Source organism: Variovorax sp. F042, from assembly GCF_057814215.1.
On the sequence record NZ_JBVASX010000008.1, the window covers coordinates 255,586 to 268,691 of the forward strand.

A 13,106-nucleotide genomic window follows, 5' to 3' on the forward strand; every position below is an offset into this window, starting at 1 on the left:
ACTTCATCTTGCTGCTTCGGGGCGTGTCACGCCTGCGAGTTGCTGCTCGTTCGACAGCAGGAAGTCGATGAAGGCGCGCACGCGCCGAGGCATCGCCCGGCTCGCGGGATAGACCAGTGATGCGAGCTTTGGCGCGGGCTCGAAGTCTCGCAGCAATCTTTCGAGCCGGCCATTGGCGAGGTGCTCGCCCACAACGAACATCGGCAGGTGCGCGATGCCCAACCCGGCCACCGCCATTGCCGCGAGGTGGTGCATGTCGTCCGACCGCACTGCGGCTCGTGGCTCGATCTGCAGCGGGCCTTCCGACGTCTTGAAATTCCACGGATCCTCGCGACCATCTGGCCGCGTGTAGGCCATGCATCGATGCTCAAGAAGCTCTTCGGGCCGTGATGGCCGCGACATCTCTTTGAAACAGGCAGGTGCCGCAACGGTGACGAACTGACCGTATCCAAGCGGCCGTGCCACAAGGCTCGAGTCGGGCAGGGCGCCCACCGCGATCGCGACATCCAGTCCCAGGTCGAAGATGTCTGACAGCCGCATGGTCGACACGATCTCGATGCGCAGCTTCGGATGCCGCGCGAGTAGTGCTGGTAGCAGCGGCGCCACGAGAAACGTTCCGAAGAGCGGCGGCAACCCCACGCGCACCGTGCCGGCCACCGCGCGCGTGCCCGCGCCAGCTTCTTCCGCCGCTTCGGCCAGCAGGTCGAAGGCCCGCGCACAACGCTCGTGAAACGCCATGCCTTCCTCGGTCAGATGCAAGGCCCGCGTCGTGCGCGCCAACAACTGCACGCCGAGATCGCTTTCGAGCCGGCCAATGGCCTTGCTCACGGCCGATGGCGTCATCGCGTGCAGTGCCGCTGCGGCGGTGAAGCTGCCCGCATCGGCCACGGTCACGAACACGCGCGCATCGGCCTCCGAGATTGGCAACTCGTGAGTCCGGCTCATCAATCTTGTGCCCTCAACCCGCTTTTTCATGAAGCCCCTCGCGGCCACCATTTGTGGCGTGCACATCGATCACGTCAACACAACCCCGTCTGACCACCAACAGGAGCCGATCATGAAACTCTTCTACAGCCCCGGTGCTTCTTCATTGTCCCCGCACATCGTGCTGCGCGAGGCTGGTCTGACCGCGGAGATGGTCCGCGTCGACCTCGAGACCAAGATGCTGCCCGCCACCGGACAGAGCTATCTGCCGATCAACCCCATGGGCAAGGTGCCCGCGCTCGAATTCGACGACGGCGCGGTGCTTACCGAAGGCCTCGCCGTGCTGCAATACCTTGCCGATCTCGTGCCAGCCTCGCGGCTTGCGCCGGCTGCCGGCACCATGGCCCGCTATCGCCTGGCCGAAGCCCTGAGCTTCGTGGCCACCGAACTGCACAAAGGCTTCGCGCCGATGTTCGATCCCGACGTGCCGGCAAGCTACAAGCACAGCCTGATCGCGGACACACGCGCCTTCGATCGCATCGCATCGCTGGTGCAGCCGGGGCCGTACATCCTCGGCGAACACTTCACTGTCGCGGATGCGTACCTCTATCCGATCCTGCGCCTCGGCCGTCATGCGGGACTTGATTGTTCCTCATGGCCGGCGATAGGCCACTACATGGAACTGGTTGCGAAACGCCCCGCCGTGCGCGCCGCGATGCGGGCTGAAGGCCTGGTCGAAGACTGATCGATGAAGGCCTGAAGCGACCGCGTTACATCCGGGCTCTCGCAGTCGAATAAACTCCGCCCCGCTTGCAGCTTGTATTCGTGCTGCGCCGCCATAGGCAACATGGCGAAATCAAACCTAATAGGAACTCAGTTGAACCGCATCGAACTCGTCGAAAAAATCGTCACCGCCCACAACGTCAGCAAGGCAGAAGCCGCGCGCATTCTCGAGACCGTTACCGGCTCGATCGTCGCCGCAGTGAAGAAGGGTGACCCCGTCCAGATCGTCGGCTTCGGCACTTTCAAGCAAGTGGCGCGCGCCGCACGCTCGGGCTTCAACCCCAGCGCCGGCACCAAGATCAAGATCGCCGCACAGAAGGTGCCGAAGTTCGTGCCGGGCGCTGCCTTCAAGGCCGCCGTGGACCCGAAGGCTGCAAAGCGCAAGGCCGACAGCAAGGCAGTGGCTGCCAAGCCCGCAGCAGCGAAGAAGGCCGCAGCACCCGCCAAGAAGGCCGTGGCTGCCAAGAAGAAGTAAGAAGCTGCGAATGCAGAAACAAAAACGGCCCCTAGGGGCCGTTTTTTATTTGGTGGCGCATTTATGCGCCGCTTCAGTCGGGTTCGATCACACCTTCGCTCAGATAGCGCTGGTATTCGGCAATGGGAATCGCCGTCGTCTGCGTGCTGCCGCCATCGCCCCAACTCAGCACGGCGCTGTCGGGCGCCAACTGGACCTCTATCGGCCCTTGGGGAATGAGGATCAGGGGGCCGTCGCCGGCCCGGTATTCGACATTTCCTGTGACTTTCGCGTTCGCTGCCATGGTTTCGTTCCTCGGGATGTTGGGGAATGCGGGGGCGGGCCTCAAGCGTATCGGATATGGCGACTCGTGGGGTATCGCGCTGCGGCGATGCGTGTAGGCGAACGTCCATCGGAGGCGCCCGTCACATCGGCGTAACGCGCGGCGTGGCACGCTCGCGCCTCGAATGACGAAGCGTTTCAGAATTCTTGTTGCTGTGTCGGTGGCCTGCCTGGCGATCCTGGCGGCAGCCGTCGCGTGGCGACTGACTGCCGGCAGCGATGCGCAGGCTCGCGTGGCGGATGCAGCCCCATCGCTCGAAATCCGCTGGCACGGCGGCGGCATCGTGCTGCAGGGCGCGGTGCAGGACGTCGCCACGCAGCACGCACTGGCGGAGGGCGCAGCCGCGCGCCTGGGCGGCGAGAGCGATCAGGTGACCGACTGGCTCGACATCACGCCCGCGGCGTTGCCGGTGGCCGATGCCGCATCGCTCGCCCGGCTCATCCTCCTTGGGCAGGAAGGCTGGCACCTGCAGCGGCGGCCGACCGAGGGCTGGCTCGCCGTGCAATCGCTGACTGACGAGCGCAGCGTGCAGGCAAAGGCGCTGCTGCAGGCCGCCTTCGGCCCTGGCGTTGCGATGCGTCTCGTGCTCCTGCCCTGAGCGGGCGATCTCCTTGCGGGCTCAAGGGGCCTTCACGGCACCGTCATGTGCCGTCCCCAGCATCCGCTGCATTCAAAACAGAGGAGAGAGGTTCCCATGCATCCATCGTTCAAGCGCCTTGCCGTTGCCGGCGTGGTGGCCGCCACCCTGACTGCCTGCGGCGGCAGCGACAACTCAAACAATTTCATTCCTTTCGTGCCACCGCCCGCGGCAACCAACCCGCCGCCGGCGTCGCCCGCCGTGCCTGGCACCATGGACGTGAAGCTCATCGCCTTCAACGACCTGCACGGCAACCTCGAGCCGCCGAAGCTGTCGATCAATGCGCCTGCCAAGGGCGGCGGCACGGTGCCGGTGCCCGCCGGTGGCGCGGCCTACCTGGCCTCGGCCATCGCTTCGCTGAAGGCCAAGAACCCGAACAACGCGGTGGTATCGGCCGGCGACATGATCGGCGCCTCGCCGCTGGTCTCGGCGCTGTTCCTCGACGAGTCGACCATCGAAGCCGTGAATGCGATGAAGATCGACTTCAACGCGGTCGGCAACCACGAGTTCGACAAGGGCCAGACCGAACTGCTGCGCATGAAGAACGGCGGCTGCGCGAAGAACACCGCGCTCGAACCCTGCCGCGTCAACAAGAGCTTTCCGGGCGCCAACTTCGGCTTTCTCGCGGCCAACACCGTGAAGGGCGACGGCAACACGCTGTTCCCCGCCACCGGCATGAAGACCTTCACGAAGGACGGCGCCACAGTGAAGGTGGCGTTCATCGGCATGACGCTGAAGGGCACGCCGAACATCGTGACGCCGGCCGGCGTCGCGGGCCTGACTTTCAAGGACGAGGCCGACACCGCCAACGCGTTGATCCCGCAGCTGAAGGCGCAGGGCGCGGACGCCATCGTCGTCGTCATCCATGAAGGCGGCACCACTACCGTGGGCTACAACGACAAGAGCTGCGCCGGCCTGAGCGGCGACATCCTGCCGATCCTCAACAAGCTCGACACCTCGGTCGACATCGTGATCTCGGGTCACACGCACCGCTCGTACGTGTGCGACTACGGCAAGACCAACCCGGCCAAGCCCTTCCTGCTGACCAGCGCCGGCCAGTACGGCACGCTGCTGACCGACATCAACCTGACCATCGACACCCGCACGCGCAAGGTGACGGCCAAGGCGGCCGACAACGTGATCGTGCAGGGCGAGGCCTACACCAGCGGCACCACCACCGTCGCGCTGACTGACCAGTACCCGACCTTCGACAAGAACCAGGAAGTGGCTGCGCTCATCAACCAGTACCTCACCATCGCCGGGCCGCTGGTGCAGCGCGTGGTGGGCTCGCTCACCGCAACGGCCACGCGCACGCTGACCACATCGAAGGAAAGCGTGCTGGGCAACCTGATCGCCGACGCACAACTGACAGCGACCAGCCCGGCCGGCAAGGGCGCCGCGCAGATCGCCTTCATGAACCCGGGCGGCGTGCGCGCCGACCTCGCGCCCGCCGGCGACGGCAGCGTGACCTACGGCCAGATCTTCGCCGTGCAGCCTTTCGGCAACAGCCTGGTGGTGAAGACCATGACCGGCGCGCAGATCAAGGCCGTGCTGGAGCAGCAGTTCAACAGCGGCTCCAACACCGTGGCCGCGCCGAAGGTGCTGCTGCCCTCCGCAGGCTTCACCTACAGCTACAGCACTTCGGCGCCCGCTGGCTCGCGCATCAGCAACTTGTCGCTCAACGGAACCGCGATGGCCGACGGCACGAGCTACCGCGTGACGATGAACAGCTTTCTGGCTACCGGCGGCGACAACTTCACCGTCTTCAACCAGGGCACGGACACGCTCGGCGGCGATCAGGACGTAGACGCCCTGGAGGCCTACATCAAGGCGAACAGCCCGCTGACGCCACCGGCGACGAACCGCATTACGGTTCTGCCCTGAGCGGTTGCTGGCGAAGGGGGCGGGCCGCGTTCAGCTGGCCTGCCTGCCGGGACGACCAACGCGCCAGCCACCAGCAACTGAGCATCGCCTGCAGCACGGCGATGCCCAACAAGAAGCCGAAGCTCGGCCCGAGGGCGTAGAACAGGCCCAGCCCGAGCAGTGCCTGCGCGAGCCAGTTCGCCAGCGCCATGCACCCCATGGGCGCGAGCTTGCGCAACCAGTGCCGCCAGCGGGTCTGCTGGAACAGCAGCACGAAGGCCGCCATGCAGAACAGGCTGAGCGCGATCTGGTGCAGCAGGCGCATCACCCTGACACCCGCGCCGCCGGAGTCCCACAACATCAGCGGCGCGGTCGTGGCCAAGCTCACGACGAGCGCCACCTTCAACAGGCGAACCCAGAGCCGCCGGTGGGCGACGGACTCCTGCAGCATGCGCCGAACGAGCAGGCGTATGGAGTTGGGCTTCTCCCCAGGCCGCACCGCCTGCATCGCGAAGCCCAGGCCGAAGAGCAGGGCGAGCAGCGCGATCAACGTCACGATGAATTCGAGCAGTGAAGAACTGCGCAGATTGAACAGCGGCATGCCGAACAGCGCGAAGCCGCGTAGCGAGTCCAGCAGTTCAAGGCGGCGGGTGCTACCGGCGCCTGGGTGGCGCGACGGCCTTGCGAGGTCGAATGTCATGGGAGTGCGCAAAGTGGGGTCGCTGCGATGCTATGAATCTGCATTGCACGAACATTGCGTTTGGGCCGCCTCCAGGCCGGCCCCGGGCGCACCACCGTTCGCCGATGCCGTGACCTTGCGTAGGCCGATGTCTCCAACCCGATTTGTGCCGGTTTTGCAGACTTAGCATGAGCAGATCTGCTGTCGAAGGCAGAGATTTCTTCGCCGACTCATGTTCTTTGCAAAGGATTTCGTCATGAAAACCATGAACTTCCGCATGCTGGCGCTTTCATCCGCCGTGGCGGCGTGCAGCCTGGCCTTTGTCGGGTGCACCACCACGCGACCGCAGGATCAGTCCAGCAGCGCGTCTTCGCGCACTTCCATCGACGCCCAGGTCGATGCCTCGCTGTCCAAGCTGTACGACTCCGTGAGAGGCTCACGCGAGCTGGTCGCCAAGTCGAGCGGCGTGCTGGTGTTTCCTGCCGTGATGGGGGCCAGCTTGGGCGTGGGCGCTGAATACGGCCGGGGCGCCTTGCGCGTGAACGGGCGCACGCAGTCGTACTACAGCACCACCGCCGGGTCGGTGGGCTTCCAGGCGGGTGCGCAATCGAAGGCGGTGATCTATCTGTTCACTACGCAGGCGGCGCTGGACAAGTTCCGCAGCAGCAAGGGCTGGACAGCGGGCGCTGACGCCACTGTGGCGCTCGCGACTATCGGGGCCAACGGCAGCATCGACACCAACACGCTGCGCCAGCCCGTGGTGGGCTTCGTGATGACGAACGTGGGGCTGGAAGCCGGCGTCTCGCTGTCGGGCGCGAAGATCAGCGAAATCCAGCCGTAGCAGGCTGCTGGGCTCAGTGGCCGAGCCGGGCCTGCAGCTCGGCCACTTGTTTGCGCAGGGCCTCGTTCTCGGCTGTGAGTTCGGCCACGCGCTGTTCCAGCGCCTGTACCGCATCCGGCCTGGCTTGTTGTTGTGCGTCGTCCGAATGCGCTTCGGCGGACTCCTCACGCGGCTTCTTCTTCGATTCGCGCACGCGCTTGGCGGCCTGCTTGAGTTCGTCCTTGCCGGCGTTCGCGGCCGAGACCTGCTCCTCGGCCGGCAGCGTGGCCACGGCAGCTGCGGTGTTGATCGAGATCACGCCCGACTTCACGGCTGCCACCAGTTCCGGCGCGGCCTGCTTCTGGATCTTTTCGATCATTCCGACCTGGCTGCTGCTCAGGCGTGCAGCCTTGGCGATGGCTTCGCGGCTGCTCAACGGCGCGGGTGGCGGCAGGGTGGGGGCTGACGCACTGTCGTCCGGCGAGCCGTCGGCGGGGGGATCGACGTCGAACGGGGCGTCGGACGCCGAGGCTGGCTCAGCAGCGACGCGGCTGCGCTGCTTGTCGACGATGTCCTTCTTCCGCAGCGCCAGCACGCCGCGCAGGAAATCCGAAATGCTGCGCCGGCCAAGGTGCTGGTCGATCATCCAGAGATGCACGTCCTCGATGGTCTTGAAGCGCGTGTTCTGCACCGTCTTGAACGGCAGGTCGTGTTTCTGGCAGATGCCGTAGCGGTTGTGGCCGTCCACCAGCACGTCGCCCCACAGCACCAGGGCGTCGCGGCAGCCCTCGGCCAGGATGCTGCGTTCCAGCGCTTCGTGTTCCTCCGGCGTCAGTGGGTCGATATAGGCTTTGAGTTCTTCGTTGACGACGATGTTCATGAGGGGCGGGAAGCGGAACGGGGCAAAGGGGCGGAATTTTAGATGCGCCCGGCCGGCGGCTTTCGAGACGTCGTCCGGGTGTCTCTGTTTGGTGCATCCAAACGTCTATAGAGGTAAGGACACAGTCGCAAATTTGCGCTGTCAGCCTTTTGTAAATATTAATGATTCTTATTTAAATATGTGGCCGGAGAGCCGCAGCCACGCCAATGCGCCCGACGCGCGCCGTTCCGAATTTCGACGCCTGGCCCCAATCTGGAGTTGCTCAAAAAATGCTGTCACTCACGTCCGAATCTTCTCTGGGAGATGTTTTCGTCGCCAACCGGGCCCAGCTTCTGCACGTGGCCCGCAGGATCGTCCGCACCACGGACCTTGCCGACGATGTCGTGCAGGACGCCTATCTCCGCATTGCCGACGGCGCCTGCGACCGCAAGGTCGACAAGCCCATGGGCTATTGCTGCCAGGTGGTGCGCAACCTCGCACTCGACCACTGCCGCCGCCAGTCCCTCGAAGCCACCTACCGCACCTTCGACGTGGACGTCGAGACGCTCGATGTCCCGGGACCAGCGTCGCCGGACCGCGTGATGCGCGACCGGCAGGCTGTCGGCCTGATCGAGAAGGCGCTGTCGGCGCTGTCCCCGAGGACGCGCGTGGCCTTCCAGCTCTACCGTCTCGAAGGCCTCACGCAGCGCGACATCGCGGCGCAGATGGGCTGCGCGCTCGGGCTCGTGAACCGCCTGATTGCCGAGGCGGACGAAGCCATCGGCGCGATGCGCCACCTGATCAAGGATTGATGCAGAGAAGCTCCCGTGCCGCTTCGTGTAAGGTAAAACCGTACACGCATGGCACAAGAGCAAGACGACCTCATCTGGCGCACCGCATGGGACTGGGTGCGGCGCGAGCACGACCGCGAGAATTTCGGCGAAGGTTCACGTGTCGAAATGGTGGCATGGCTTCTTGCCGACCCTGCCCACCGCAAGGCCTACGACAAGGCGGCCCGGCTCTGGCTGCTCGCGGGCCTCGTGCCACCCACCATCGACGTCGATGCGTGGAAGAAAACCCGGAACCGGGCATCCCCCGAAGACGCAGCACCCAGCGACGACGACGCCTGATCGTCGCCAGCGCGCCCCTTGGCCGCACCCCGCACCGGGGTGAACAGATTCGGTCCCGAATCGTCATGTTGATCAGAAGCCCAGCAATCGGCCACCCACCGGCCCGCTTGCCCGCCTGCTTCCTCCATCAACCGCACAAGGACCGCCCATGTCTACCAGCTGCTTCGATCGCGAAGACGAAACCTTCATCGTCCTGGTCAACCAGGAAGACCAATACTCCATCTGGCCGCACTGGAAGGCCGTGCCCAGCGGCTGGAAGGCTGTCGATGGCGTGAAGGGCGACAAGAAGACCGCGCTCGATTTCGTCGAGAAGAACTGGACCGACATGCGCCCCAAGTCGCTGCGCGACTGGATGGCCGCGGAAGCTGCCGCAAGCTGATGGCCGGGTCGGCGAGGGTTTCGCTGCTGTGCCTGCCCTGCGCGGGCGCCAGCGCGACGATGTATTTGCGCTGGCGGCATCAGCTGCCGCGCTGGATCGAACTCGTGCCTGTCGAATTGCCGGGCCGGGGCATGCGCATGGGCGAGCGCTTCGTCGAAACCTACGATGCCCAGGTCGCGCGGATCTGCGCCGAGCAGACGAACGCGATGCACGGCAGCTTCGCGATCTTCGGGCACAGCATGGGCGCATTGCTGGCCTATGGCGTCGTGCAACGTCTGCGCGCGCTCGGCCGGCCGTTGCCGCTGGCGCTTTTCGCGTCGGGCAGTTCCGCGCCGTCGCGGCGCGACCCGAGCCGCCTCCCCGACACGCACGACGACGCTGCGTTGATCGCCGATCTGCGCAAGCAGGGCGGCACCCCTGAAGAAGTCTTCGCCAGCGCCGAGCTGATGCGCATCACCCTCGACACGCTGGGCGCGGACTACCGCGTGTGCCAGAGCTTCGAGTACACGGCCGATGCGCCTCTTCCAATGCCTCTGCATGTCTTCGCGGGCCGACAGGACGACATCGACGCGGCGCGCATCGAGGCCTGGTCGGCGCATGCCGGCGGCGCGTTCACGCTCGACTGGTTCGATGGCGGCCACTTCTTCATCCGTCAGCACGAGGCGGCCTTCCTGGCTGCACTGACGCGCCGTCTGGGGCAGGCCATGGCCGGCAGGCATCAAGGCTCATTGCATGGGCATCGACTTGACGCGGCATGAGTGAACGCAGCCGGCCCGGTGCCGGCTGCGCCCCTACTAATTTTCTGGAGTGAGCGAGATGGCAGACACGGCAGCAACGACGGTGAATCTGGGGCATCACCCGGTGTCCGCAAACTTCGTGGAACACCTGCGGGCATTGGCGCAAAGCCGGCCGGACGACGTCTGGCTCACGGTGGTGGGCGAGGCGGATGGCGCCTACTTCGAGAAGCCGGTCACCTACGCCGTTTTCGAGTCGCGCGTGCGCGCGCTGGCATCCTGCCTGCAGCAGCAGTTTGCGAAGGGCGAGCGCGCCCTCGTCATGCTGGACAACGACGACCATTACGCGGTGAGCATGCTGGCGTGCTTCTACGCCGGCGTGATCGCGGTGCCGGTGTTCCCGCCCGAATCCATGCGGCCGCAGCATCTCGCGCGGCTGACGGGCATTGCGGAAGACTCGCAGGCGCGCTGCGTGCTGACCTCGGCGGCGATGCGTGCCGCGATGGACGGCGCGGCCGATGCGTTCGCGCAGGCCGAGATGATTGCCGTCGACGAGGTGAGTCCCGCGCTCGCCGATGCATGGATGCCGTTCGCGCCCGCTGTGGACGATGCTGCGTTCCTGCAATACACCTCGGGCTCGACCTCCGCCCCCAAGGGCGTGATCGTGACCCACGGCAACCTCATCGCCAACGAGCGCGCCATCCGTGACGGCATGGGCATCGGGCCGGAGGACAAGTTCGTGTCGTGGGCGCCGCTCTATCACGACATGGGCCTCATTGGCGGCCTCATGCAGCCGCTCTACAGCGGCATTCCGCTGGTGCTGACCTCGCCGCGCTACTTTCTCGAAAGCCCGGTGCGCTGGCTCGAACTGATCTCGCGCCATCGTGCCACCCTGAGCGGCGGTCCCGACTTTGCCTATCGCCTCTGCCTCGACCGCGTGAAGGGCGCGCGGCTCGCGGGGCTCGACCTCTCGACATGGCGCGTCGCCTACACCGGCGCCGAGCCCGTGCGCGCAGACACCGAAACTGAATTCATCGAGCGATTCGCGCCCGCAGGCTTCGGCCCCGACGCCGTGTATGCCTGCTACGGCCTCGCGGAAGCGACCCTGTTCGTCACCGGTGGACAGCGCGGCGCCGGGCTGGTCGCGCGCGCCTTCTCCGCCGATGCACTGGCCAGGGGCGAGGGCGTGGAAAGCGCGCAGGGCACGATGCTGGTCGGCTGCGGCGCCGCGCCGGACGGCCACGACGTGCGCATCACCGACCCCGATTCGCTGGCCGCGCTAGACGCTGGCCGGGTCGGCGAAATCTGGGCCAGCGGCCCGAGCATCTGCGCCGGCTACTGGGGCAAGGAGCGCGAGACCCGCGAGACCTTCGCCATGCACGAAGGGCAGCGCTGGCTGCGCACCGGCGATCTCGGCTTCATGCACGACGGGCAGCTCTACGTGACGGGCCGCATCAAGGACCTGATCATCGTTCGCGGGCACAACATCTACCCGCAGGACATCGAACGCACCGTCGAAACCGAGATCGAGGCCGTGCGCAAGGGGCGAGTCGCCGCCTTCGCGGTGTCGGGGCCGGATGGTGAAGGCATTGGCGTGGCAGCGGAAGTTTCGCGCAGCATGCAGAAGCTCGTGCCTCCGCACCTGCTGGTCGATGCACTGGGTGCGGCGGTCAGCGAGGTGTTCGGTGAGGCGCCGTCCGCCGTGGTGCTGCTCAACCCGGGCGCGCTGCCCAAGACATCGAGCGGCAAGCTCCAGCGGCAGGCGTGCCGCGCGGGGCTTGCGGCGCGCAGCCTCGATGCCTATGCGATCCACGAACACGGCGTCTTCACGCACGGCGGCAGCGGGTCTTCGATTCCGGCGGAAGCGCCGGTGCTCGACGAAATCGGAGAAGCGGTCTCGGCCATCTGGAAGGAAGTGCTCAAGTGGCCCGAAGACCGTGCGTTGGCGCACGACGCGCATTTCTTCACCTCAGGCGGCAATTCACTGGCCGCGGTTCAAGCATGCGCGCGTATCGCCCGGCACTGGAACATCGAATTCGATCTGCGCGACCTCTTCGAGCAGCCCCGGCTGAACGCTTGCGCGGCCATCGTGCGCAGCCGCAAGGACCGTCCGGGCCGCGTGCCCGGCACGGCGGCCATCGAGCCGCTGTCTGCCGAGCGCCGGCTGCAGCCCTTGCCGTTGTCGCACGCACAGGAGCGTCAATGGTTCCTGTGGAAGCTCGCGCCGCAGAGCACGGCGTACCACATGAGCGGCGCGCTGCGCCTGTCGGGCACGCTGGATGCCGCCGCGATGCATGCCGCGTTCGAAGACATCGCCGCGCGCCACGAGTCGTTGCGCACGGTATTCCTGGCAGGCGCTGACGGCACGGCAGAGCAGCTGATCAGCCCGTCGTGGGCACCGCTTCTGAACCTGATCGATCTGCGTCACCTCGCGGCCAGCGAGCGCGAAGCACGTGCCGCAGAAGAAGCGCAGCGCCTGTATGCCGCGCCCTTCGACCTGACGCAGGGGCCGTTGCTGCGCGTGGCGTTGATCCGCCTGTCGGACACCTCGCACCTGCTGGTGGTGGTGATGCATCACATCATTTCCGACGGCGCGTCGATGCAGGTGCTGCTCGATGAACTGGCGGCCGGCTATGCCGCGCGGCTGAAGGGCGATGCCCCGTCGCGCCGCACCGCGCCGCGTATCCAATACGTCGATCATGCGGCGTGGCAGCGCAACTGGCTCGCCGCGGGTGAGGCCGAGCGGCAACTGGCCTGGTGGCGCGCGCAGCTCGGCGAAGAACATCCTGTGCTGGCGCTGCCGATCGACCGTCCGCGCACGGCGCAGATCGGCTATCGCGCGGCACGCCACAGCGTCGAAGTGCCCGGGGCACTGCTGGTCGGCTTGCGTCAGGCCGCGGCTACCGAGGGCGCCACGCTGTTCATGGTGCTGCTGGCCGGCTTCCAGGCGCTGCTGCACCGCTACACCGGGCAGGAAGACATCCGCGTCGGCGCTCCGGTGGCAAACCGCAGCCGTGTCGAGGCGGAAAACATCATCGGCTTCTTCGTCAATACGCTGGTGTTGCGCAACCGGATCGGTGGGCGCATGCGGCTGTCGGATGTCGTGGCGCAGGCGAAAGAAGCGGTGCTGGGCGCGCAGACGCATCAAGACCTGCCCTTCGAGCAATTGGTCGAAGCACTGCAGCCGCAGCGCAGCCTGAGCCAGAGCCCGCTGTTCCAGGTGATGTTCAACCATCTTGTCGAAGACTATCGGGCGTTGGCGCAGCTGCCGGGGCTGGAGGTTGCGCACCATGCGCTGCCAGACGGAACTGCGCAATTCGAACTCGTGCTGGAAGCCCGCGAGACACCCGATGGCCGGTTGACGCTGGGGCTGGTCTACGCGGCGGAGCTGTTCGATCGGGAGACGATCGAGCGGATGGCGGGGCACTACGTGGCGGTGCTGGAGGCATTGACTGCCCAGCCTGAGCTGGCAGTGGGCGATGTGGCGCTGGTGGGTGCGGC

At 66.1% G+C, this 13,106-nt stretch carries 14 protein-coding genes; 10 read left to right on the top strand and 4 right to left on the bottom strand.

The features are described from left to right. Positions 1 to 3: 3 nt before the first annotated feature. Positions 4 to 945, bottom strand: coding sequence for a LysR family transcriptional regulator (locus tag ACZYSP_RS23925; protein WP_489016967.1), 942 nt, complete (start codon positions 943 to 945; stop codon positions 4 to 6). Positions 946 to 1,057: 112 nt separating this feature from the next. Between ACZYSP_RS23925 and gstA the strand changes: the two genes are divergently transcribed. After that, positions 1,058 to 1,669, top strand: coding sequence for a glutathione transferase GstA (gene gstA, locus ACZYSP_RS23930; RefSeq protein ID WP_489016969.1), 612 nt, complete (start codon positions 1,058 to 1,060; stop codon positions 1,667 to 1,669). A 132-nt stretch (positions 1,670 to 1,801) separates the two neighbouring features. Next, the gene (locus ACZYSP_RS23935; protein WP_093051666.1) at positions 1,802 to 2,182 is read left to right on the top strand and encodes an HU family DNA-binding protein; all 381 of its coding nucleotides are present in this window, start codon (positions 1,802 to 1,804) and stop codon (positions 2,180 to 2,182) included. 73 nt (positions 2,183 to 2,255) lie between these two features. Here the strand turns inward: ACZYSP_RS23935 and ACZYSP_RS23940 are convergent, their stop codons facing one another. Next, positions 2,256 to 2,465, bottom strand: a complete 210-nt coding sequence (locus tag ACZYSP_RS23940; protein WP_093051663.1) for a hypothetical protein — start codon at positions 2,463 to 2,465, stop codon at positions 2,256 to 2,258. Positions 2,466 to 2,628: 163 nt separating this feature from the next. Between ACZYSP_RS23940 and ACZYSP_RS23945 the strand changes: the two genes are divergently transcribed. Beyond that, positions 2,629 to 3,102: a hypothetical protein gene (locus ACZYSP_RS23945; protein WP_489016971.1), complete on the top strand. Its 474-nt coding sequence runs from the start codon at positions 2,629 to 2,631 to the stop codon at positions 3,100 to 3,102. 96 nt (positions 3,103 to 3,198) lie between these two features. Beyond that, complete coding sequence (locus ACZYSP_RS23950; RefSeq protein WP_489016973.1) at positions 3,199 to 5,025, top strand: bifunctional metallophosphatase/5'-nucleotidase; 1,827 nt, start codon at positions 3,199 to 3,201, stop codon at positions 5,023 to 5,025. On the opposite strand, the gene ACZYSP_RS23955 is transcribed toward ACZYSP_RS23950, so the two are convergent. Further along, positions 5,009 to 5,704: a DUF418 domain-containing protein gene (locus tag ACZYSP_RS23955; protein WP_489016975.1), complete on the bottom strand. Its 696-nt coding sequence runs from the start codon at positions 5,702 to 5,704 to the stop codon at positions 5,009 to 5,011. The two genes, ACZYSP_RS23950 and ACZYSP_RS23955, sit on opposite strands and share 17 nt — an antisense overlap. Before the next feature lie 235 nt (positions 5,705 to 5,939). On the opposite strand from ACZYSP_RS23955, the gene ACZYSP_RS23960 reads away from it, so the two are divergent. Then, positions 5,940 to 6,524 carry a BPSL1445 family SYLF domain-containing lipoprotein gene (locus ACZYSP_RS23960; protein WP_093051892.1) on the top strand — a complete coding sequence of 195 codons (585 nt, stop codon included), beginning with the start codon at positions 5,940 to 5,942 and terminating at the stop codon, positions 6,522 to 6,524. Positions 6,525 to 6,537: 13 nt separating this feature from the next. On the opposite strand, the gene ACZYSP_RS23965 is transcribed toward ACZYSP_RS23960, so the two are convergent. Further along, positions 6,538 to 7,383: a plasmid replication/partition related protein gene (locus tag ACZYSP_RS23965; protein WP_489016977.1), complete on the bottom strand. Its 846-nt coding sequence runs from the start codon at positions 7,381 to 7,383 to the stop codon at positions 6,538 to 6,540. A gap of 269 nt (positions 7,384 to 7,652) precedes the next feature. Between ACZYSP_RS23965 and ACZYSP_RS23970 the strand changes: the two genes are divergently transcribed. The 5 genes from ACZYSP_RS23970 to ACZYSP_RS23990 form a co-directional block, all read left to right on the top strand. Further along, entirely contained in the window at positions 7,653 to 8,174 is a 522-nt protein-coding gene (locus tag ACZYSP_RS23970) for a sigma-70 family RNA polymerase sigma factor (RefSeq protein WP_093051649.1), read from the top strand. 48 nt (positions 8,175 to 8,222) lie between these two features. After that, a complete protein-coding gene (locus tag ACZYSP_RS23975; protein WP_489016979.1) occupies positions 8,223 to 8,492 on the top strand; it encodes a DUF4880 domain-containing protein in 270 nt (89 codons plus the stop codon). 148 nt (positions 8,493 to 8,640) lie between these two features. Further along, the gene (locus ACZYSP_RS23980) at positions 8,641 to 8,871 is read left to right on the top strand and encodes an MbtH family protein (RefSeq protein WP_093051643.1); all 231 of its coding nucleotides are present in this window, start codon (positions 8,641 to 8,643) and stop codon (positions 8,869 to 8,871) included. Next, positions 8,871 to 9,629, top strand: coding sequence for a thioesterase II family protein (locus tag ACZYSP_RS23985; protein WP_489016981.1), 759 nt, complete (start codon positions 8,871 to 8,873; stop codon positions 9,627 to 9,629). Before ACZYSP_RS23980 ends, ACZYSP_RS23985 begins: the two co-directional genes overlap by 1 nt. A gap of 58 nt (positions 9,630 to 9,687) precedes the next feature. Continuing rightward, positions 9,688 to 13,106: condensation domain-containing protein (locus tag ACZYSP_RS23990; RefSeq protein WP_489016983.1), on the top strand; the 3,419-nt coding region annotated here is incomplete at its 3' end.